The organism is Roseateles sp. UC29_93, assembly GCF_042695725.1.
GTDB classification, from domain to species: Bacteria; Pseudomonadota; Gammaproteobacteria; order Burkholderiales; family Burkholderiaceae_C; genus Roseateles; species Roseateles noduli_A.
This window is the reverse complement of record NZ_CP170545.1, coordinates 5,409,568-5,431,425: the sequence shown is the minus strand read 5'-3', so window position 1 is coordinate 5,431,425 and position 21,858 is coordinate 5,409,568. Positions and strand designations below refer to the sequence as shown.

Annotated in this window: 13 protein-coding genes and 1 pseudogene; 2 read left to right on the top strand and 12 right to left on the bottom strand. The window is 72.4% G+C overall.

Going from position 1 to position 21,858, the window contains the following annotated elements; all coding sequences use genetic code 11:
• Positions 1 to 15: 15 nt before the first annotated feature.
• The gene (gene ligD, locus ACFJIX_RS25180; RefSeq protein ID WP_377155366.1) at positions 16 to 2,736 is read left to right on the top strand and encodes a DNA ligase D; all 2,721 of its coding nucleotides are present in this window, start codon (positions 16 to 18) and stop codon (positions 2,734 to 2,736) included.
• On the opposite strand, the gene ACFJIX_RS25175 is transcribed toward ligD, so the two are convergent.
• The 4 genes and pseudogenes from ACFJIX_RS25175 to ACFJIX_RS25160 form a co-directional block, all read right to left on the bottom strand.
• Positions 2,651 to 7,690 (bottom strand): autotransporter-associated beta strand repeat-containing protein, encoded by a 5,040-nt coding sequence (locus ACFJIX_RS25175; protein ID WP_377155365.1) that lies wholly within the window; start codon positions 7,688 to 7,690, stop codon positions 2,651 to 2,653. The genes ligD and ACFJIX_RS25175 overlap by 86 nt on opposite strands.
• Before the next feature lie 224 nt (positions 7,691 to 7,914).
• The gene (locus ACFJIX_RS25170) at positions 7,915 to 9,408 is read right to left on the bottom strand and encodes an ATP-binding protein (RefSeq protein ID WP_377161958.1); all 1,494 of its coding nucleotides are present in this window, start codon (positions 9,406 to 9,408) and stop codon (positions 7,915 to 7,917) included.
• 354 nt (positions 9,409 to 9,762) lie between these two features.
• Positions 9,763 to 10,003 (bottom strand): annotated as a pseudogene (locus tag ACFJIX_RS25165) (ATP-binding protein); the annotation flags it as partial.
• Positions 10,004 to 10,150: 147 nt separating this feature from the next.
• Positions 10,151 to 11,506 carry a GAF domain-containing protein gene (locus ACFJIX_RS25160; protein WP_377155364.1) on the bottom strand — a complete coding sequence of 452 codons (1,356 nt, stop codon included), beginning with the start codon at positions 11,504 to 11,506 and terminating at the stop codon, positions 10,151 to 10,153.
• A gap of 176 nt (positions 11,507 to 11,682) precedes the next feature.
• Between ACFJIX_RS25160 and ACFJIX_RS25155 the strand changes: the two genes are divergently transcribed.
• A complete protein-coding gene (locus ACFJIX_RS25155) occupies positions 11,683 to 13,035 on the top strand; it encodes a hemolysin family protein (protein ID WP_377161956.1) in 1,353 nt (450 codons plus the stop codon).
• Here ACFJIX_RS25155 and ACFJIX_RS25150 read toward each other — a convergent pair.
• The 8 genes from ACFJIX_RS25150 to ACFJIX_RS25115 form a co-directional block, all read right to left on the bottom strand.
• The gene (locus tag ACFJIX_RS25150; protein WP_377155363.1) at positions 12,962 to 13,420 is read right to left on the bottom strand and encodes a lytic transglycosylase domain-containing protein; all 459 of its coding nucleotides are present in this window, start codon (positions 13,418 to 13,420) and stop codon (positions 12,962 to 12,964) included. The two genes, ACFJIX_RS25155 and ACFJIX_RS25150, sit on opposite strands and share 74 nt — an antisense overlap.
• A gap of 125 nt (positions 13,421 to 13,545) precedes the next feature.
• The gene (locus tag ACFJIX_RS25145) at positions 13,546 to 14,625 is read right to left on the bottom strand and encodes a hypothetical protein (RefSeq protein ID WP_377155362.1); all 1,080 of its coding nucleotides are present in this window, start codon (positions 14,623 to 14,625) and stop codon (positions 13,546 to 13,548) included.
• 108 nt (positions 14,626 to 14,733) lie between these two features.
• Positions 14,734 to 16,605: a GspE/PulE family protein gene (locus tag ACFJIX_RS25140; RefSeq protein WP_377155361.1), complete on the bottom strand. Its 1,872-nt coding sequence runs from the start codon at positions 16,603 to 16,605 to the stop codon at positions 14,734 to 14,736.
• Positions 16,606 to 16,755: 150 nt separating this feature from the next.
• Positions 16,756 to 17,388, bottom strand: a complete 633-nt coding sequence (locus tag ACFJIX_RS25135; protein WP_377155360.1) for a hypothetical protein — start codon at positions 17,386 to 17,388, stop codon at positions 16,756 to 16,758.
• Positions 17,372 to 18,970, bottom strand: coding sequence for a hypothetical protein (locus tag ACFJIX_RS25130; protein ID WP_377155359.1), 1,599 nt, complete (start codon positions 18,968 to 18,970; stop codon positions 17,372 to 17,374). The genes ACFJIX_RS25135 and ACFJIX_RS25130 overlap by 17 nt, the downstream gene beginning before the upstream one ends.
• Positions 18,967 to 20,604: a hypothetical protein gene (locus ACFJIX_RS25125; RefSeq protein WP_377155357.1), complete on the bottom strand. Its 1,638-nt coding sequence runs from the start codon at positions 20,602 to 20,604 to the stop codon at positions 18,967 to 18,969. The genes ACFJIX_RS25130 and ACFJIX_RS25125 overlap by 4 nt, the downstream gene beginning before the upstream one ends.
• A 152-nt stretch (positions 20,605 to 20,756) precedes the next feature.
• The gene (locus tag ACFJIX_RS25120; protein ID WP_377155356.1) at positions 20,757 to 21,155 is read right to left on the bottom strand and encodes a toxin co-regulated pilus biosynthesis Q family protein; all 399 of its coding nucleotides are present in this window, start codon (positions 21,153 to 21,155) and stop codon (positions 20,757 to 20,759) included.
• A gap of 10 nt (positions 21,156 to 21,165) precedes the next feature.
• A complete protein-coding gene (locus ACFJIX_RS25115) occupies positions 21,166 to 21,822 on the bottom strand; it encodes a hypothetical protein (protein WP_377155355.1) in 657 nt (218 codons plus the stop codon).
• Positions 21,823 to 21,858: the final 36 nt, after the last annotated feature.

The window sequence follows — 21,858 nt, the reverse complement described above, 5'->3', positions numbered from 1 at the left end:
GCGAGGAGCCGTTCGATGCCGACCGCAGCGCGCCAGGATCCGCTGTCCCGCTACCGCCAGAAGCGGGACTTCCGCATCACGCCCGAGCCGGACGATGCCGGACATGACGCGGGGCCTGCCCGCCCGCGGGCGAAGCGTCCGGCCCGCGGCAGCACATCGGCAACGACGTCGGCCCAGGCGCTGTCCTTCGTCATCCAGAAGCACTGGGCCAGCCACCTGCACTACGACTTCCGACTGGAGCTCGACGGCGTGCTGCTGAGCTGGGCGGTCCCCAAGGGGCCGTCGTACGACCCGAAGGAACGCCGCATGGCGATCCACGTCGAGGATCACCCGCTGTCCTACGGCGGCTTCGAAGGCACGATCCCGCCGAAGCAGTACGGCGCCGGCGAGGTGATCGTCTGGGACAACGGCACCTGGACGCCCGAAGGCGATCCCCACGACGGACTGCGCGACGGCAAGCTGGTGTTCCGCCTGCACGGGCAGAAACTGGCCGGGCTGTGGCAGTTGATCCGGACCTCGCGCGGCGACGCCAAGCGCGAGCAGTGGCTGCTGATCAAGAAGCACGATGGCCTGGAGCGTCCGCATGCCGAGTTCGACGTCACCGTCGAGCTGCCTGACAGCGTCATCCAGCATCCGTTGGGACGGGCGGCGGCGCGTGGCGTGGAGCCCGCCAAGCCTGCCAAATCGACCAAGCCCACCAAGCCCACCGGATCCGCCAAGGCGGTGAAGGCCGATGGCGTGTCAGCGGGCGGATCCGACGACCCGTCCACCGGCATCGGCGATGGCGCCGAACCCGACCTGAGCCGCGCGAAGAAGGCGCGGCTGCCCGCCGAGCTCACGCCGCAACTCGCCACCTTGGTCAGCGCGACCCCGCCCGGCGACTGGATCGCCGAGGCGAAGTTCGACGGCTACCGGTTGATGGCACGGGTCGACAAGGGCAAGGTCCGGCTGATGACGCGCGGCGGCAACGACTGGACCTCCCGTCTGCCGTCGCTCGCCGAGGCGATCAAAGGCCTCGACATCGACAGCGGCTGGCTGGACGGTGAGATCGTCGTGCTGCGCGACGACGGCGCGCCCGACTTCAACCTGCTGCAGAACGCGATCGGCCATCCGAAGCGCACGCAACACGAGGACATCGTCTACTTCCTCTTCGACCTGCCGTTCCTGAACGGCCACGACCTGCGCGAAGTGCCCTTGATCCACCGCCGCGCCGTGCTGCGCGCGTTGATGGCCGGCCACGAGGGCGAACGCCTGCGCTTCAGCGAGGACTTCGCGGTGCCGCCCGAGGAGATGCTCGCCGCCGCGTGCCAGATGCGGCTCGAAGGGCTGATCCTGAAGCGGCCGGACAGCGGCTATGTGTCCGCCCGCAGCGACGCGTGGGTGAAGCTGAAGTGCCAGCTGCGGCAGGAGTTCGTCGTCGTCGGTTTCACGGACCGGTCCGACGGCGCGAAGGCACTGGGCAGCCTGCTGCTCGGCTACTACGAGGACGGCGAACTCCGCTACGCCGGGCGTGTGGGCACCGGCTGGTCGCTGAAGCAGGCCGGCGAGATGCACCGGCAGCTCACGGCGATCGAAGTCAAGACGCCGCACTTCGACGAACAGACCATCGCCCGCAGTCACTGGGCCCGCATCACCGGCCGCGCCGGGGGCGTCGCGCGCTGGGTGAAGCCCACGCGGGTCGTCGAAGTCGCCTTCGCGGAGTGGACGCCGGACGGCCACGTGCGCCACGCATCGTTCCAGGGCGAGCGCGAAGACAAGGCGCCGAAGGACATCGGGCGGGAATCGGCCAAGCCCGCCGAGGCGGTCAAGGCGCCGAAGTCCTCCGGGTCTTCGAGCGCGGCGGCCAAGACCACGGCCAAGACCACGGCCAAGCGTTCGAGCAAGGCGAACGCATCGACCTCGGCCACTTCCGGACAGTTGCGCATCACGCATCCGGAGCGCGTCATCGATCCGTCCACCGGCCACACGAAGATCGAGCTGATCCGCTTCTACGAAAGCGTGATCGAGTGGATGCAACCGCACCTGGGGCGGCGACCCGTCGCGATCGTGCGCGCGCCCGACGGCGTCGAGGGCCAGCTGTTCTTCCAGAAGCACGTCGAGGGCGACGCGCTCATCGTCCTTCCCGATCCGGCCGCGCTGATGCACTTGACGCAGATGAACGCGATCGAGTTCCACACCTGGAACGCGCAGGACGACAAGCTCGACCGCGCGGACCGCTTCATCATCGACCTGGACCCGGGCGAGGGCGTCGCATTCCCCGCGGTCGTGGACGCGGCGCGCATCACACGCGCGCTGCTCAAGGAACTCGGCCTGCGGAGCTGGCTGAAGACCAGCGGCGGCAAGGGCCTGCACGTGGTGGTCCCGCTGGCGCGGCGCCACGACCATGCGACGGCGAAGGCCTTCAGCCAGGCCCTCGTGCAGCATCTGGCCGAGACCTTCCCGAAGAAGTTCTCGGCCAAGAGCGGACCGAAGAACCGCGTCGGGAAGATCTTCCCGGACTACCTCCGCAACGGGGAAGGGCAGACCACCGCCTGCGCCTTTTCGGTCCGCGCGCGCCCCGGCCTGGGCGTGTCGATGCCGATCGACTGGGACGAGCTCGACGACGTCAAGCGCGGCGACCAGTGGACCCTCGCCAACGCGCGCGACCGGCTCAGCTTCCAGAAGGCCGATCCGTGGAAGGACTACTGGACCAGCCGCCAGACCTTGACCCAGGGCATGAAGCTCCTGGGACTCTGAGCGCGGGTCTCAGTACTGCCAGACGCCTTGCACGCGCACGCTGTTCTCGCGGCTGCCGCCGGTTTCTCCGTGCGCGGCGTGCAGGGCCAGGGTCATGCCCGGACGCGGCTGAACCGTCAGGCCCAGGTCGGCCAGCACCCCCCGTGCCGGCGCCCGACGGCGCGCTGGTGACGAAGCTGTCCGCGCCCGGCAAGCGGACGCGCCGGGTGACCGTGGCCGGTCCTCCGAGGTGCTGCACGGCCGCCGTTGCCTGCAGGCCCCAGGAGGCGCCCAGCGCGACCCACCCGTCGATGTTCCCGTGCAGGCCGGCCATGCCGAAGGAACGACTGTCGCGCGCCTTGCCGCCGGTCAGTGCCGCGGCGGCGTCGCCGCGCTCGTTGAAGCCGTCCGCCCAGGTCACGAAGCGGCCGGCCTGAAAGAAGGGCTCGATCTGGCCGAAGGGCAGGCGAGCCGGCAGACCGACTTCGATGAAGCCCTCGGCGTGACGTGCCCGTTCGCTCGCCTTCAGCGCGGCGACGGTCCCGCCGCTGACCACCACGCGTCCGGTCTGGACACGCGACTGCGCGTAGGAGAGGGCGCCCCGCAGGTTGAAGCCGTGCCACGCCAGGCCGCCATACAGCGCCAGCGAGCCCGAGCGCACGTCCGCGCGGTCGTCGCCGTTGCTGGCCACCGTCTGCCGATCCGCGCCGATCGCGACGCCGAGGCGGGCGTCCTGCGCGCTCCACAGATCGATGCCGAACAGCAGCCCGTCGGACGTGGCGCCGAGCGTGTCGACCGCGTCGCCGACCAGCGTGCCGCGCGACTCGTAGACCGTGGCCCACAGGCCGCGACCCGAGTCCGTCGGGGGCCGTGTTCCCAGTGCGTTGCGCAACTGGCGATTCAACGCCAGTCGCTGCTGCGCCGCGGCCATCGCCGGCGCATTGAGAGCGCCCGCCTGCAGCCCGCCTGCCAGGTCTTCCAACGCGACTCCGACCTCGTTGCGGGGCAGTTTGACCAGCAGATCCGATGCCGGCGCGGTGTCCTCGTGCGACACCAGCGAGCCGGCCACGCTCTTCTGGTTGGGCGTCTGCGCCAGGTCCACGAAGGAGACCTGGTTGCGTCGCATCACCAGCGCGACGCCTTGCGACGTGTACTCGGGCGTCGGCGTCAGGAAGGCCAGGTTCGTGTCGACGGCGGAGAACCGGCCGTCGACCGCGCCGCTGCGCAGCAGATCGACGCGCTCGTTGGGTCTCCAGTCGCCGTCCTCCGCATCGACATGGAGCGACGCGCCCTCCACGGTCATCTTCCCGTCGACGATCAGGGCCGGCTGGCGGCTCGTGGCATCCAGCGGGACGTTCAACCGGGCGCCCGGGTCCAGGTGCAGGTCGCCTTTCATGCGCAGTGCCGCGCTGGCCGCCAGCAACTGCAGCGTCGCGTCCCTCGACACGCGGGCATTGCCGTCGATCGTGCCCTTGCCTTGCAGCCGGGCACCGGCGCCGATGTCGACGTTGCCGCGCAGCAGCGCGCTGCCGTCCGCGGCGGCACCGACGATGAGGCCGCCGGTGCGGACGCTGATGCCGCCCGCGGCCTGCGAGCCTTCCAGCGTCAGGTCGCCGGCGCCCGTCTTCACGAGCTGGCCGGTGCCGCTCAGGCGGCTGTCCAGCAGCGCGCCGCGCGGGACGTCGAGCTCGAGCACGGCGTTGTTCACGAGCGGGCCCGTGCCGAGGCGGGCCAGGTCCGTGCGGAGCGTGCCGGCCTCGATGCGCAGTGGGCCGGGGCCGGTGATGGTGCTGCTCAGCGTCAGGGTCCCCGCGCCCTGCTTGGAGACCGTGCCGCCGCCGGAGATCGTGTTGGCGAGCGTGCCGTCGACGGCCTGGTCCAGGATCAATGTCCCGTCGTTGCGGATGTCGCCGCCGCCGAAGCTGGACGTCGATCCCACCAGCGTGCCGGCGTTGATCGTGGTGCCACCGCCGTAGGTGTTGGTCCCTGTCAGCGTCTGGGTGCCCGGACCTGTCTTCACCAGTGCGCCGGCACCGTCGATCGTGCCTGCGAACGCATGGTCGCCGACGGTCTCCAGCGTGAGCGTCTGCGCGCCCAGGCGGAGCCTGCCCGACGCGTCGCCGCCGTCCAGGCCGCCCAGGCGTTGCGGTCGCCCCGCGGCGCCGAGATCCAGTCCGGTGCCCACGCCCTGGAAGGTGACGACACTCCCTTCGGGCAGGCTGCCGCCCGCCAGCGACAGCGTGCCCGTGATCAGCCGCGTGCCGCCGGCATACGTGTTGTCCAGGCTGGAGAGATGGATGGTCCTGCCGCTTCCGGCGTCGATGGCCACGCCGCCCGCGCCGCCGAGCGGGACTGACAGCTCCCGCGCCGTGCCGTCGGCATCGGCCGGCGCCGTGAGCGTCAGTTCCCGGCCGGCCAGCACGTCGACACCGAGCAGCCGGGCGGTCAGGTACAGACCGTCCCGGGCCGCGCCCGTGGACAGGCCATAACGCGTCGATGTGAGGGCCACGCGTTGCCCGCCCTGGACGACCTCGCCGACGGTGGTGTTCCCGACGGCTTGACCATCGATGCCGACGAGGCCGAGCCCGGCGCCATCGCCCAGCACCTGCCCGCCCGGGGCGGTGCGTGCCAGCAGCAGCGACACGCCGTCATCACGCGCCAGCAGCGGGCCCATCGAGTCGGCGGCCGGCGCGCCATGCAGGTCCAGCTCGACCTGGATCGTGCCGCTGCCCGACAGGTCCAGTGAACGAGTGATCAGCAACGGTCGCACGCTCGTGGCGTCGTCCGTGGCGGCCGGCGTGAAACGGATCGATCCGCCGTTCATCCGCAGCGTGCCGATCGAGCCGGTGTCCGCCCCGGCGAGCAGCCGGCCGCCGGCATCCACGCGCAGCGCGGCGGCGGAGAGCGATTCGGCCCCCGGCCCCGTCAGCGCGAGGCCGGCGTTGTCCAGGACCAGCGTGCCCGTGAAGGCCGTGGCGCCCGCAGGAACCGCGCTCATCGTCAGCAGGCGATTCGTGTCGCCAAGATCGACGGCCACGAGTCCGTCGCCGCCGATGTGGCGCAAGGCCGTGTCGGCGGCCAGGAGGAGCACGACCTGACCCTGGCCGCCGACCGTCACCGCGCCAGTGCCCAGCAGCGCCTGCTGCGCGACGACGATCCTGCCGTCCACCACGCTCAGTCCACCGGCCGCATCGATGGCCTGCTGCAAGGTCAAGGTGCCGGCGCCGCGCTTCTCGACGCTGCCGACGCCGGAGACGGCGTTCACCCAATCGGCATCGGTGGACTGGTCGATGCGCAGCACGGCGTTGTCGACGATCGCGCCGCTGCCGAAGCTCGCGGCCGAGCCCACGAGGGTGCCGGCGCTGATCGTCGTGCCGCCGGCATAGGCGTTGGCGCCGGCGAGTGTCAGCGTGCCGCTGCCGCGTTTTTCCAACGCTCCGGGGCCGGTGACGGTGCCCGAGAACGCGTGGTCCGACGCGTCGCCGGCGACCAGGGCGGCGGCACCGGTGCGGATCGTCGAGCCCGCCACGCCGTCCAGGCCGCCGATCGTCGTGACACCGGCCGTGGCCGTCAGATCGAGAAGGCTGTCGGCGCCGGTGAGCGCCAGCGCGGCGGCGGCGAGCGTGCCCGAGGCGCCGATCGCCAACTGGCCCTGCGCGATGTCCAGCGGCCCGTCCAGGCGGGTCGTGCCGCCCAGCGTCAAGGCGGCGCTCCCTTGCTTGACCCAGCGGCCGGTGCCGGTCAGATCCTGTGGCAGGGCGGCATCCGTGGCGGTGTCGATGCGCAACAGGGCGTCGTTGCGGATCGCGCCGGTGCCCAGCGCCGGCGCGGACGCACGCACTTCGCCGCCGCCGATCATGAGGCCGCCGGAGAAACTGCCGTTGCCCGACAGCGTCAACACGGCGTCGCCGGTCTTGGTCAACTGGCCGGCGCCGGTGACGGGGCCACCGAGGGAGAGGTCCGCCGCCGTGTCGATCGTCGCGTTGCCGTCCAGCAGCAGCCACCCGTTCATCGGTGCGACCGCAGCTTCCACGCTCAGCGTCGCGGTGGCGCCGGTGCCGACCCACAGCGCGCCGTTGATGACCGAGCCGGACTGCAGCCGCAGGAGGTTGTCGCCGCCGCTCCAGTGGACCGCGGCGCCGTCCTCGCCGGCTTGGGCCTGGTAGCCGCCGCTGGCCCCGCCGACCCCGCCGGTCAGCGTGCCTCGATTGATGAGCGTGAGGTTCGCGCCCTCGACGGCGTGGCCGCCTCCGCCGCCGCCCGCGGCACGGGCGCTGATGTCCGAGCTGCCCGCGCCACGGCCCCCGGCACCGCCGACGATGGTGCCGGCGTTGGTGAGCAGTCCTCCGCCGGACATCGTGACGCCGTTGCCGCCGCCCCCGCCGCCGCCCTTGGCGCTGTTGGTGGAACCCGGCTGCCCGGTGCCGCCGGCGCCGCCGTTGCCGCCGGCCACACCGCCGGCGGCGGTGACCTCGAGCGCGAGGGGCGAGGTGGCGAACACCCCCGCGCCCCCGCCGCCGCCCGAGGCGCCGTGGAAGCGCAGGAAGCCGGCATCGGGTCCGTCCTTTCCGTTGCCGCCGAGACGCAGGGCGGTGACGCCGGTGTCCGTCGAGATCAGAAGACCGACCGCGCCGCCCTGCACCGTGGGGGCGTTGGGACCGAGGCCATACCCTTGGCCTCCGGTGCCGTTCACGCTGTTGTTCCGCACCCGGTTGATCCCCGGCGATCCGCCCTGGCCGCCGGCATCGCCGCCCGTGCCGGTGAAATTGTTCGGGACGGCGCTGAACGGCGATGGGCCGAGGCGCCCTTCGCCGCCGGTCCCCGGCGCCACGCCGTTGTCGGCGGATGCCGTGGCCGGCCCGGACACCCAGCAGGCGAGCGAGATCGCGCCGATGGCCACGCCCAGGCGGCTGCGGCGGACGCCGGCCAGCGTGCCCGACTTGCCCGACGATCGGGGACGAGGGGGTGCAGACATGGGGGAACTCCAGTGGGAACGAGGCTTGTGACTCGGACCCGGGGCCCGCCGTGGGGCCAGCCTGCCGACCCACTGGAGGACGAGGTCCAGCGCGCCGGCACGGCGCCTGGCCGACGGGGCGGAGGCGCGATGCGAGCCCGGAATGAGTACGACGCGCGAACCCTGCGGTTCACGCCGGCCCACATCCCCCGCGCGCCGTCACGGCGCACGTCTGCACTGGCGGGTCAGGCAGGCGAGGGCACGAGCAGGGGCAGGCGCAGCTCGAACCGCGCGCCGCGGCTGGAGCCCTCGCTGTGCACCGAGACGCTGCCGCCGTGCATGCCGATCAGCTGCTTCACCAGCGACAGGCCGATGCCCAGCCCGCCCTGCGAGCGGTCCAGCGCGCGGTCGCCCTGCACGAACAGGTCGAACATCGTCGCCTGCAGCGCGGGCGGCACGCCGATGCCGTTGTCGCTGACGCGGATCAGCGCGATGCCGGGGCCGCCGGACGGGGACGGCTCCTCGCTCATCGCCAGCTCGATCCGGCCTTCCGGATCGGTGTATTTCGCGGCGTTCGTCAGCACGTTGGCCACGCACTGCACCAGCCGGGCCAGGTCGCCGTGCACGCGCACCGGCAAGCCGCCGGTGGTCACCGAGAAGTGGTGGCGCCGCTCCCGCATCAGCGGCTCCGCCGTCTCCACCGCCTGCGCGATGACCTCCGACAGCAGCACCGGCCCGCACTGCAGTTCCACCCGGCCCTGCGTGATCCGCGAGACGTCCAGCAGGTCGTCCACCAGCCGCGTCAGCGTCTGGACCTGACGGCGGATGATGTCCACCATCTTCGTCGAGCGTTCGTCCGGCAGGCCCAGACGCGACAGCACGTCGCCCGCGCTGCGGATCGGCGCGATCGGATTGCGCAGCTCGTGCGCCAGCATCGCCAGGAACTGGTCCTTCTGGCGGTCCGCCGCCTCCAGCCGCCGCCGCGCCTTCAGATGCGCGGAGATCTCGCGGAAGTAGCACACCACGCCCGGCGCGCCGTCCGCCAGCGGGATCCGGCTGATCTGCCATTCGTAGGCCTCGATGACACCCAGGTCGCTGCGCTCCTGGATGAACTCGGGCGTGTGGTACGGGTCGCCGGTCTCCAGCGTGCGCTGGAACAGGGACACGATCTGGTCCGACAGCGGATGGCCCCACTGCCGCTCCACGAGCGCGTCGAATCGTTCGCCGATCAGCGCGCCGACCAGCTCCGGCGGACCGCCGAAGGCCGCGCGCGCCGTCGGATTGGCCTCGCGCAGGCGCAGCGCCGTCCCGTCGTGCTCGACCAGGAACACGCCCATCGGCGCCTCGTTGAGCAGCGTCTCGAACTGCTCGGTGCGCAGCCGGAATGCCGCCTCCGACGATTGCCGCAGGCGCCGCAGTTCCAGCAGCGCGCCCAGCCGCGCGAGCAGCTCGCGCGACGAGAACGGCTTGATCAGGTAGTCGTCGGCGCCGGTGTCCAGGCCCTCGATGCGGGCCTCCTCGCCGGCCCGCGCCGACAGCAGCACCACCGGCACGCCGCCGAGCCGCGCATCCGCGCGGATCGCCGCCAGCAGCGCCAGGCCGTCCAGCCTCGGCATCATGACGTCGCTCAGCAGCAGGTCCGGCGGCTCGCGCCGCGCGGCCTCCAGGGCCTGCAGGCCGTCCGCGGTGAGCTCCACCGCGTAGTACGGCGACAGCAGGTCGCGCAGGTAGGCGCGCATGTCGGCGTTGTCGTCGGCGACGATGACCCGCGCGCCGAAGGTCGCGGCGAAGCGCTGGTCCGCCGCCGGCCAGCCGGCGCCCGGGTCGCGGCTGGTGTCGACGCCATCGGCGCCGGCGTGGCCGGGCGCGGCCTCCCGCAGCGGCTCCGGCGCGGGCAGCCAACGCAGCGCCTCGTCGACGTAGGCCCGCGCGCCGGTCGTGCTGGCTGGCGACGCGGGGACGCCGGCGCGCCCGTGGCGCTCCTCCGCCCGCTCGAGGCGTTCGACGTGCTCCGGCGGCAGGTGCTCCCACCCCAGCGGGAGCAGGACGCGGAAGAGCGTGCCCTCGCCATGGACGCTGGAGACCTCGATCCGGCCGCCGTGCAGGCGCACGAGTTCCTGCACCAGCGCCAGCCCGATGCCCGACCCCTCGTGGGTGCGCCCCTCCCGCGCCCGCGACGCGATGGAAACGATCGAAGACCTTCGGCAACTCGTCCGCGGGGATGCCGGTGCCGGTGTCGGCCACCTCCAGCACGGCGAGGGCCGGCTCGCCGCCGGGTTCACGTCTGGGTTCACGTCTGGATTCACGCAGCCGCACCGTCACCTGCCCCCGCATCGTGAACTTGAAGGCGTTGGACAGCAGGTTCAGGACGATCTTTTCCACATCTCGCGGTCGACGTAGGCGTGCGCGCCCAGCGGCGCGCAGTCGACCTCGAAGGCCAGCCCGGCGCGCTCCATCGCGGAGCGGAAGGTGCTTGCCAGGTCACGCGTCAGCGCCGCGAGGTCGCTCGCCTGGTAGCGCGCCTGCGAGCGGCCGGCCTCGATGCGCGAGAAATCCAGCAGCGTGTTGACCAGCCGCTGCAGCCGCGTGGCGTTGCGCAGCACCAGCGCCAGCCGGTCCCGCGCCGGGCCGTCCAGGCCGGGGCGCGGTCACCAGTTCCTCGAGCGGGCCCAGCATCAGCGTCAGCGGCGTGCGGAACTCGTGGCTGATGTTGGAGAAGAAGGCCGTCTTCGCCCGGTCGAGCGCGGCCAGCGATTCCGCGCGACGGCGTTCCGCCTCGTAGGCGGACGCGTCGGCGAGCGCCGCCGACACCTGGCCCGCGACCAGGTTCAGGAAATCGCGGTAGTCCTCGTCCAGCGGGCGGCGCGGGCTGACGCCCAGCACCAGGAAACCGGCGAGGTCCTTGCCCGCGCTGCGCAGCGGCAGCAGCACGGCGCGCGTCAGCGTCTCGGGCCAGGGCGGCAGCGTCAGCGACACGCCCAGCGCCGGCATGTCGGGCAGGTCGCGTGCCGCGCCGCCCGCGGCGAGATCCTGCAACGGCCAGCCGTCCGGCGGATCGAGCAGGCTGATGAGCTCGGGGAAGGGGACATCGGCCCCCTCCGCCCCCGCGCCGCCGGGGAGGCTGAAGCAGATGCGTCGCGCGGTCTGGCCGCCGGGTTCGTCCAGGTAGAGCGCCGCGAACGGCAGGTCCATCGGATAGTCGGACACCACGTGGCAGGCCCGCCGCGCGCATTCGTGCGGCTGGTCCGCGCCGACGGTGCGCGTCGCGAGGTCGCGCAGCACGCGCAGGCGGCGCTCGCCGATCACCCGGTCCGTGACCTCGGTGACGACGCACAGCATGCCGTTCACGCGCAGTTCGTCGTCGTAGACCGGGCTGTAGGAGAAGGTGTGATACGTCTCCTCGGCGAAACCGCTGCGTTCCAGGAACAGCAGCAGCCCCTCGTCCCAGGTCGCCTCGCCGGTCGCCTGCACATGGCGGATGCGGCTGTACGCGGCGTCCCAGACTTCGGCCCAGACCTGTTGCGAACGCGCCCCGAGCGCCCATTCGCGCTTCATGCCCAGCGTCGGCAGGTAGGCGTCGTTGCAGAAGAAGGTCATCTCCGACCCCCACGCCATCCACATCGCGTAGCGCGAGTCCAGCATCATCCGCACGACCGTCTTCAGCGCGCCCGGCCAGCCGTCCGGCGGACCGAGCGGCGTGGCGCTCCAGTCCAGCGCGCGCATGCGTTCGCCCATCTCGCCGCCGCCGTCCAGGAAATGGCGGCGGCGCGGCGCCGGAAGTGGCGCGGGGATCGGCGCGGAGGGGAGGCCGTCGGAACCGGCTGGCGAGGCATGCATCGGCAGAATTTTCCTTGTGAAAGCCCGATTCAAGCGAGTCCATGGGCCCCAAGCAAGCCGCGCACCCGCACCAGCCTGGTGAACCCGGGGCCTTCACGGGTCGGCGCCGAGGGGGTTTCTGGCCTGGACGGGCCACCCGGGCCGCGGGAGGCGCCCGCTACACTGGCGGCTCCCCCATTCCGAAAGCCGCCTTGAGTTCCAGCCTGCTGCTCATCCTCCTGCTGATCTGTGCCAGCGCGTTCTTCTCGATGGCGGAACTCTCGCTGGCCGCGTCGCGGCGATTGAAGCTGCGGCAGCTGGCGGACGAGGGCGACCACCGCGCCGCGCAGGTGCTGAAGGTGCAGGAACAGCCCGGCTATTACTTCACCGTCGTGCAGATCGGCGTGAACACGCTGGCGATCCTGGCCGGCGTGGTCGGGGAGGGCGCGCTGACGCCGCATTTCGAATCGCTGCTGCGCCCGCTGATCGACATCGACACCGCGCAGCGCGCCGCCTTCGCGCTGTCCTTCACCTGCGTGACCATCCTCTTCGTCGTGCTGGCGGACCTGCTGCCCAAGCGGCTGTCGATGAACGAACCCGAGCGGGTCGCGATGGCGCTGATCCGGCCGATGCTGTTCCTCACCCTCGTGCTGCGGCCGCTGGCCTGGGGACTGAACCACGTCGCCGACGGCCTGCTGCGGCTGCTGGGCCGGCCGATGAGCCCGGACAACACGATCACCCACGACGACATCCTCGCCCTGGCCGCGGCGGGCCAGCGCGCCGGCGTCGTCTCGGCGGCGGACCAGCAGGTGATCGAGAACGTCTTCGAGCTCGAGACCCGCACCGTCGAGTCGTCCATGACCTCGCGCGAGCGCGTCGTCTACTTCTCGCTCGACGACGACGAGGCGCTGATCCGCACCCGGATCGCGGACTCGCCGCATTCGACCTACCTGGTCTGCGCCGGCGAGATCGACCAGGTCGTGGGTTACGTCGACGCGACCGACCTGTTCCAGCGCGTGCTGCGCGGCGAGATCATCTCGCTGCGCGCCGAGCCCGCGCTGGTCAAGAAGGTGCTGATCGTGCCGGACCGGCTGACGCTGGCCGAGGTGCTGACGCATTTCAGGAACGCGCACGAGGACTTCGCCGTGATCGTCAACGAGTACTCGCTGGTCGTCGGCGTCATCACGCTGAACGACGTGATGAGCACGGTGATGGGCTCGCTGGTCTCCACCGCCGAGGAGGAGCAGCAGATCATCCGGCGCGACGACGGCAGCTTCCTGGCCGACGGCATCACGCCCATCCCCGACGTGCAGCGCGCGCTGGGCGTGGACGACTTCCCGCACCACGGCCAGTACGACACGCTGGCCGGCTTCCTGATGGTGATGCTGCGCCGCATCCCCAAGCGCACCGACGTCGTCGAATGGCACGGCTGGCGCTTCGAGGTCGTCGACGTCGACAGCCACCGCGTCGACCAGGTCATGATCGCGCGGGTGGGCGGTCCGCCGTCGGGGGACGCGGAGGCGTCGGGATCATCGGAGCGCGGAGACTGAGCTCCGCGCGCAGCGCCGCGTACCGCCGCAGCACCTGATGCGCATAGGCCAACCGCTTGGCCGGATCGCGCGCGTTGTAGGCGCCCAGCGCATCGACCGTGCGCCCCATCGAACGGAAGTTGCTGCCCAGGATCCACGCCCCGACCAGGATGTTGGCGCAGGGCACGCGCAGGTCGTCCTCCTTGACGCCATGCCGCGCCAGCACGGGCAGCCAGGAGGAGTTGATCTGCATCAGGCCGATGTCGGTCGAGCCGTTGGCATTGCGATGGACCGCGGCCGGGTTCAGGCCGGACTCCTGGCGCGCGACGGCCTTCAGCAGCAGCGGCGAAACGCCGTAGCGATTTCCCGCGAGCTGGAAGCAGCGGTCGAACCGGGCGTCGTTCAAGCGCGCCGTCCTTCCGACCGGTGGCACTTTCCCAGCCTGAGCCTGAGCCTGAGCCTGAGCCTGAGCCTGAGCCTGCGGCGGCATCGCGGCCGCCAGCGCCATCATCGCCGCCGCGATCGCGCGCCTCACAGGCCCCCCATGTCGGATTGAAGGCTGCTCTGCGCCTCCATGACGGTGCTCAGGAAACCGCCGAGCAGGAACAGCAGCAGCATGGCCGCGGCGACCATCAGCAGCCCGTTCAGGCGCGCGGCGGAGTCGGAGATGCCGAGCTGCAGGCGATCGATCGAGCCGATGCCGATCCGCACGAACGCGGCGACGGGGTCGCGGCGCTCGGCGGCGTCCTGCACGCGTTCCTCCATGCGGGGGTTGAGCACGCCGGTGGCGAAGGCGCGACCGAACTGCGCCGATTCACGTCCGGACAATCGCGACAGGATCTGCCGCAGGTGCCAGCGCATCCACGGGGCGCTGAACCGGCCCGCGCGCTCCAGCGACGCCCGCAGCGACACGCCGGCCCGCATCAGCGACGACAGCGAGATCACCAGCATCGCCCCGGAGAAATCGCGGTAGAGGCTGAACGGCGGGTGCCGGTCCAGCCAGCGTCGCGTGCGGCCCTGCCAGCGCGGCAGGGACCACACGAAGAGCCCGCCCGCGACGAGCACCGCCGCGCCCAGCGTCAGGCCGTGGTGGCGGATCGTCCACGCGACCGCGTACAGCGCGCGCCCCAGCGGCGGCCAGCGCTCCGGGGCGATCAGATCGGCCAGCACCGGCACCGCGTGCAGCGAGAAGGCCACCAGGATGGCGGTCATCGCGCCGAGCAGCAGCAGCGGATAGGCCACCGCCTTGCGCACCGCGCGGAACATGCCGTCGACCTTCTCGACGGTGCCGGACAGGAAGTGCAGGCCCTGGGCCAGGCGCTCATCGCCGCCGCCCTGCAACGCGTCGATCATGAGCAGCTCGGTCGGCGGCATGACGCCGTGCAGCGCGCGGGCCAGCGAGCCGCCCATCGCCGCGCGCAGCATGCGGCGGTACAGCAATTGGTCGCCGCGCGAGCGCCGGCGGGCGCGGGCCTCGAGCTTGCGCAGGATGGTGTAGAGCGGGACGCGATCCTCCAGCGCCGAGGCCAGGTCGTAGTAGAAATCGCCGCGCCGGCGGCGCAGGCGCCGGGCCGCCGCGCGCAGCAGCAGCCAGTCGAGCGGGTGGGTCATCGGGGCGGGCGCATGTCGAAGTGTGGGTCGAGGTCGAGGGCAGGGTCGCGATCGTGGTCCGGGCAGGGGACCGGGCCGAGGCGGATCGCGACGTCCGCGGCGGCGGGTTCAGGCATCGTCGGCGGCGAGCGTCTGGGCCAGCAGCGCCGCGCTGCCGAAGGTCCGCTCGAAGTGATAGGGATCGACGCGCCCGTGGGCGACGTCGTACAGCACATGCCCCCAGGCGTCCTTGCCGTCCATGTCCGGATCGGTGAACGGCGCCGTGCGGCGGCGCCGCCAGTGGCGCCGGGCCTCGGCGTCCCGGCCCTGCCGCAGCAGGTCCAGCAGACGCAGGTCCGGAACGATCACTTCCGCGCCGACCTTGACGCCGGCCGTGCCGTCGTGGGTGTCGTCGGCGCGTTCAGTGGTTCGGGCGGTCCGGTCGCTTCGGGCGCTTTTGGGGTCTCCGGCGCCTGCGGCGCCGGCGGGGTGTCCAGGGGTCATGCCGTCCCCGTAGTCGATGCCGGGCCGCCGGCAGTGCGTGCAGCCGTGCGCGCTGGCGCAGTAAATCTTGTCCGGGTCGAGGCCGAAACCCGCCTGCAGCGTCTGCAGCGTGTCCGCGCCCATGACGGCGGCGGCGGGGCGCTTGCAGTGCTCGCAGTTGATCGGCATCAGTACCTGGTAGACCATCGCGGAGAGGAACTCCGGATCGCACAGGTCCTCGCGGTCCAGTCCGAGCAGGCGCGACGAGAGCCGGCCCACGATGCCCAGCGCGGAGGTCGCATGGACCGTCGACAGGATCTTGTGCCCGGTCTGGATGGCGGCCTGCGCCATCGAGGCCGACAGGCCGTCGCGGATCTCGCCGAACAGGCCGACGTCGGGATCCATGCGCAGGAACGCCAGCATCGCGCCGTGGAACGGATCCGCGCCGCCCGCCGCGCCGCGCTGGATGGAGAGATGGCTGACGCCGGGCGTCTCGTACTCGACCGGATCCTCGATGGTGAAGAGCTTGCGCGAGCCGTCGCGGGCCAGCATGGTCATCATCGCGTTGAGCGTCGTGGTCTTGCCCGAGCCGGTGACTCCGGCGACGAACACGCCGCCCCAGGCCGAGGCCAGCGCCTCGCGCAGGCGGCCGGCCTGCCACGGCGTGAACCCCAGCGCTTCCAGCGACGCCAGACGCGGTCGACCGGCGTCGAGAGGTCCGGCGTCGGGTGATCCGGCGGCGTCATCGCGACCGCTGCCGGAGGCGCGCAACAGGCGGATCACCACGTCCATGCCGCCGACCGCGGGATGGCTCTGGTACCGGAGCGTCAGCCGCAGGCCGGGCAGTTCCAGCGGGATCATCGCGGCCTGCGGCACTGCGCCGTTGAAGGCGACCTCGGTGCGGGAACGCTCCTCGGCCAGCATCGTGTAGGCGGCCGACAGCCCGTCGACGGCGGTGCGCGCCGGATGGCGGTCCAGCACCCGCATGCGGCCGTCCAGCCGCACCCGGGCCAGCGCGACCGGCCCCCGCAGTTCGATGTGCAGGTCGCTCGCGCCGGCCAGGCGGCAGCGCTGCACGATGGCGCGGAACCATTCCAGCGGCGAGGAGCCCGCCACCATGGCGTCGATGTCGCGGGCCGTCTCGGCGGCCTGGCGTTCGTCGGCGGTGGCCTCGAGGGCTTCCAGCGGGGCGTTCACCCGCGTCGCCGCGCCAGCGAGCAGCGCGGCGAAGACCTCGGGCGCGGCGGTCAGGTGGCCGGCATAGGTCAGGCCTTTCGCCTTCCCGGCCTGGACGAGGCGATACCAGTCGGGCCGATGGACCTCGTCCACCGCCGACACGATGAGGAAGCGCCCGCCGGCCAGCGCGAGCGCCGCCAGCCGGTCCTGCTTGTGGCTGGCGACCGGCAGTCCGTCGACCGCGGGCGCGGCGAGCAACGCGTCCGCGGCGACGGACAGCACGCGCTCGAACGGAGGCAGGCGCGCCGGGTCGTCGACGTGGCGGCTGAAGGGGGAACTCAAGGCGTTGCTCAAAGGGAGGGCGCGCTGGACGGCGCCGCGGCTGCGGGGGCCGCGGGCAGGGGCAATGCCGTGGCGCGATGGACGGCGTCGCCGTCACCGCCGTGACCGCCATCGCCGATGCCATCGCCGCTGTCGTCGTTTCCGTCTCCGTCATCGAGCCGTCCAAGGCCGGCTTGCGCGGAGGCGCCGGCGGCGAGCGACCTGCCGCCGTCGAAGCGATAGCTCGCGGCCGCGGCTCCCTGTGCGGGTGGCGGCAGCACGAGGGGGACGAGGTGGACGTCCGCTCGCCGCGACCCGTTCGACACGCAGTCCCTCCGATGTCAGTCCGAGCACACGCCACGGTCCGACGCGGGTCTCCGGCCCGGACGAGCTGTCGACGGCATGCAGGCGCCCCCTCAACAGCACCTCGGCCCGCCAGCGGTCTCCGGCGGCCATGAGCGACCAGAGCCGGGGCAGCTCGGCGAGCGCGGCACCCCGTGCCGTTGATGGCGCCGGCACCGCCGGATCACCGGGCGGGCGCGGCGTGCCCGCCAGACGGGCCGTGGCGGCGGCCAGCTCCGCCGCCTTGTTGTGTCGCGCCACATCGACCAGGTGGCGCAAGCTGACGCCCGGCGTCGTCTCGGGCGCGCGGCTTCCGTCGCCGCCGGCATGGGCTGTCGACAGGGCGGTCGAGAAGGTCATCGACAGCGTCACCGACAGCGCCGCCTGCAGGCAGGACCCCAGCGCCGTCGCGCGGACCCGCCGGCAGTGTCGGGGAGTGAAGACGTCAGTAACGCAGGCCATGCGCGAAGAGGGATCCGGAAAGCTCATAGCTGATCTGTGACGCGGCGAAATTCAGGGTGAGGGTCTCCACGACGACGTACGGCGGCACCTGGACCAGCGGCAGGGACCAGACGCCGTCCTTCAAGCGCCAGACCATCCGGACGACCGGCTGCGCGACGAGGTCCGCGCGCTCCTGGTCCGCACCGGTCATGCCGGTCGTGGAGGCCGTGCCTGTCGTGGAGGCTGCATCTGTCGTGGTGCTCATGCCTGTCCTGGCTGTCGCGGTGCTCGTGGTGGTCGGGTCGCTGACGCCGGCCTCGCCGTCGAGGGACGGTCCCGGCGTGAGCGACGCGTCGGCGCCGCCGACGGTCGCCAGCTCCTGCAGGTGGCTGCCCCAGACGTTCATGGCCAGGCGCAACGGCGGCAGCCGCGCGGCGATGAGCGCCTCGCCCCGCCTCAGCGGCGGCTCGACGGTGTCCGCCAGCGCCGTCTGCATCGAGGCCGCGAGGGCGTCCTCGCCGGCCGACAGCTCGGGCCGCATCGATGGCGCGCCGATCACGCCGGCCGGCAGCCCGTCCAGCATCTCGAGGCTGCCGTGATGGCGCGCCCAGGTGGCGACGCATCCGTTCGAGCGATCGCAGTCGACCTGCTGAAGCGTCCATCCGGCGCGGCTCACGGGCAGCGCGGCGATGGCGGCACGCCAGCGGTCCAACGGGGCGAGGCCCGGTCGGCCCGCCTGCTCCAACAGGCTGCCCAGTCGGCGGGCGCGTTGGGCGGAGGCTTGCGCACGGGACGCCGCCGTCGCCGCGAGATGGCGCGCCGCGTCGAGCGTCGCGCGCTCCACCTCGCGCTGATGCCGCATCCACATCGTGAAGCCGACGCTCAGGCCCAGCGCGGCCAGGCCCGCGGCGAGCGCGGCCGGCCAGCGCGCAGGCAGCAGAGGCAGCAGGCGCGTGTCGCCGTCGGGCTGGCCGAACAGCAGGTCCGGTGCGAGCGCTTCGCCGATGCGGTCCTGCCCGGGCAGATGGCTGGCGACGCGGACCTCCTGGTCCGGATGCATGTCGCGGAACTCCTGCAGCACCGCCAGCGCCGCGTCGAGGTCGGGCAGCACGCGGTCAAAGCCTGGCACCGGCCGCCGCTCCATCAGGCCGACAAAGGCCACGCGCGTGCTCGTACCACCAGACGCTCGGGTGCCGATGCCGGTGCCGGAGGCGGCGATCAGGCAGGCCTCCGCGCCGCGTTCCGCGAAACGGGCCACGAGCAAGGCCACCGCCGAATGGGCGCGACGATGCAGAAGTCGATGCGCGCGTCGACCCGTGTCGATCCGGCGCGCCAGTCCCAGCAGGGCACCGTCCGGCAGTCGCGCGACGAAGCGGTAGCCGGCGGCGCGCGCCTGGCGCAGGTCGGGGCCCGGCTCGTCGGGCCGCGCCACCGGGTGCCAGTCCAGCCCGAAGGCCAGCCGCACGCCGGCGACGGCGATCACCCGGGCCACGCCGTGCTCGTCGAGACCGCGGGCCTCGCTGGCTTCGCGCGTTGCTCGGGCCTCGCGCCCCTCGGCGGTCTTGTCGTCGCCGCCCGGCGGTGTCGGTCGCGCGCCCATCATGGCCCCACCAGTCTTGGCGTGATCAGCACGACCGTCCCTTGTCTGGCGTGCATGCCGCGCCGCGCCAGCGGCACCAGGCCGCGCACCATGTCCGCGTCGTCGAGCTGGGTCTGCCGGCGCTCGAAGCCGGCCAGCACCAGCGTGCGACCGGCCGGCACGCTGATGCGCTGCAGGGTGCTGAAGCTCATCGTCTCGGGCAACTGCACCGACCGCGCCAGCTGGCCGCTGCCGCTGGTGAAGGCGCGCAGCTGCCGCAGCTCGCTGATCTGCAGCGCGGTCTGCAGCAGCACGAGGTGCGAATCCAGGATCACCGGCAGCACCGTCAGACCGAGGCCGGTCGTGAGCTTGCCGGGCTCCAGCGCGCCCGCGGTGGTCAGGCCGGTGGTCGGGCTCACGGTCGGCGCCGTCGCGCGCTGCACGTACGAGCGCGTCTGCAACGCGCCGACCGGCACCGGCATCCGGTTCGTGGTGGTGACCACGCTCGAATAGGCGGTCGACACGCGACCGTACTCCTGCAACGCCTTGGCGACCCACTCGCTGGGCGATCCGCGCGAGCCCGACTGGCCGAGCACGAAGCTCAGCGCCGCGGGCGTGCCCGCGCCCAGCGGACCGAGCGCCACCGGCGCGATCAGGTCCAGCTGGTTACCCTGGCCGAGCCGGCCCAGCATCAGGCGCCAGTCGATGCCGTTGCTGAACTCGTCGTTGAAGCTCACCTGCAGCACCTCGATCTCGAGCACGACCTGGCGCAGCAGGTTGGCGTTGAGCGCGTCGAGGTAGGTCTGCACGCGTTCGACGTTGGCGAGCGCGTCCGTGACGGTCACGAGTCCCGCGCGCGGATCCACCTGCAGCGCCGCGGCCGGGGAGAGCATCGGCTTGAGCGCGTCGGGCAGCCCGGCCCAGTAGTCGCTCTGCGCGTTGCCGTCGATCTTGGCGGCACCTCCGCCGGAGCTTTCCGCGCCGCCGAACACGTCGAACGACGCGCTCGCGTCCAGGCCGCCGGGCAGCGCCTTGACCGGCATCGCGCGCGTGACCACGCGGGAGAACACGATGCGTCCGCCGGTGTGGCGCCAGTGCAGTCCCGCCTGCGCCGCGATGCGGTCCAGCAGCGGACGCAAGGGGCCGGCGTGGTCGATCTCGACGGTGTTCTGGTGTTCCGGCGCGGAGATGTCCAGCCGCAGGGCGCCCGCCCGGCCGGCCCGGCGCAGCGCGGCGCTCTCCTCGGGCGCGGCGGTGGCCGCGTCGAAGGCCGGCCGCGGCGCGGGACCGGGCGCGTAGTCGGCGGCGCTGTGCAGCGCGTCCGGCGTCATGATCACCGGCAGGCCGATCGCGCGCGAGAGCAGTTCGGCCACCGCGGCCAGCGGCAGCCGACCCGGCGCGTGCAGGCGGATGTCGCCGAGGTGGTCCGGCAGCCGCTCGTCGCGGCGCAGCGGGATGGACCGGCTTGCGAAGCGCGGGGTCGGATCGCTCACGACGAGCGGCGGCGGTGTGGCCGGCTCGCGCAGCCGGGCCTGCAGCGCCTCGGCGCGATCGAGCAGGGCCTGCTGGGCCCGCTCGGTCTCGCGCGCGGCCGGCATCGCGCATCCGGCGATGGCGATGACGATGGCGACGCAGGCCGCCATCCCGCCGACGATCACGAGGCGACGGGGAGCGCCGCCCGGAGGATGCGGGAGGGACCTCGGCGACGAACGCAGCACCGAACGCAGCACCGAACGCAGCGATGGACACGGAGATGAGTGCGGAGATAAGCGCGGTGAGGACCGCGGGAAAGACGGCACGGGGAAGGTCCTCACTGGCGAGCACCATCGGGCAGGTAGCGGACGACCCGCACCACGCGGGTCCCCGCCTGGACGCGGGCCTGCAGCGGGAAGTCGGTGTCGCGCAACACGGCCATCGCCTGGGCCAACGCGTCCAGGAAGTTGCCGCGCAGCGTGACCTCGGCATCGATGGGGAAGTCGCGATCGACCTCCCACACCAGCTGCCAGCCCGCCTCGCGTGTCCAGCGCTGCAACGCCTGGTGGACGGTGCCGTCGACGCGGGCGAAGGTCCACCCCATCGCAGCGTCGGTCTCGAGGTCCGCCCGTGCGGCGGCGACCGGCCGTGGACCGGTGTCCGGCGGCAGGGGCGATGCGGAGACCGCCGCGCCGGACATCAGCGCGCAGACGCAGAGGAATCGTGACGAGACCATCGGTGCGCGTTCAGTTGGCCATCAACGCGTGGACGGTGACCACGGCGCTCTCGGTCTTGCATGCATCGACGAGTTTGCCGACGCCGATCGGCTCGGCGGAGCCGGGCACTTTCACGACCTTGTTGTCGGCGGGCTTCGTGTGCCTGATCTCGGCCGTCTCCTCGCCGACCCAGATGCCGTCGGCCACGAGCGCGAGTCCCCGCGCGACGCTGGCGCATTGCGACGTGGGAATGCCGGTGTAGCTCAGCGTGAACGCCTCGCCCTTCTTCGCGGCTCCGAAGTCGTCGTTGAAGCCCGCGACGAAGATCTGGCCGCCGAGCTCGTGCTTCACGGTGACGGCGTCGCCCGCCACGGTGACGGATCCGAGCGGGAAGGCGCTCAAGCCGTGCGCGCGGGCGGTGGTCACCTCGGCGAGGTTCACCGCGCCGGTTTTCCCGAAGCCGGCCACGTTGGCCCGGATCTGCGGCGCCTGCCGCAGCAGGGCGGAGCGGTCCATCTGCGCGTTGAGGTTGCGCATGCCCATCAGCACGATGACCATGACAACGATGATCACGCCGACCCCGATCAGGAGTTCGAGCAGGGTGACGCCGCGTTGCGGACGGGCGCCGGCGCGGCGGTGCTTCGAACGGGCGAGGGGCGCGGATGCGGTGACGACGTCGAGGGTCATGGGAACAGACCTCCTTTCCAGAGAGTGCGAGAAGAC

Coding starts and splice junctions, on each gene's coding strand:
- ligD (WP_377155366.1), top strand. CDS start 16: ATGCCGACCGCAGCGCGCCAGGATCCGCTGTCCCGCTACCGCCAGAAG.
- ACFJIX_RS25175 (WP_377155365.1), bottom strand. CDS start 7,690: ATGTCTGCACCCCCTCGTCCCCGATCGTCGGGCAAGTCGGGCACGCTG.
- ACFJIX_RS25170 (WP_377161958.1), bottom strand. CDS start 9,408: ATGCGCGCCTACCTGCGCGACCTGCTGTCGCCGTACTACGCGGTGGAG.
- ACFJIX_RS25160 (WP_377155364.1), bottom strand. CDS start 11,506: ATGCATGCCTCGCCAGCCGGTTCCGACGGCCTCCCCTCCGCGCCGATC.
- ACFJIX_RS25145 (WP_377155362.1), bottom strand. CDS start 14,625: ATGACCCACCCGCTCGACTGGCTGCTGCTGCGCGCGGCGGCCCGGCGC.
- ACFJIX_RS25135 (WP_377155360.1), bottom strand. CDS start 17,388: ATGGCCTGCGTTACTGACGTCTTCACTCCCCGACACTGCCGGCGGGTC.
- ACFJIX_RS25130 (WP_377155359.1), bottom strand. CDS start 18,970: ATGATGGGCGCGCGACCGACACCGCCGGGCGGCGACGACAAGACCGCC.
- ACFJIX_RS25120 (WP_377155356.1), bottom strand. CDS start 21,155: ATGGTCTCGTCACGATTCCTCTGCGTCTGCGCGCTGATGTCCGGCGCG.
- ACFJIX_RS25115 (WP_377155355.1), bottom strand. CDS start 21,822: ATGACCCTCGACGTCGTCACCGCATCCGCGCCCCTCGCCCGTTCGAAG.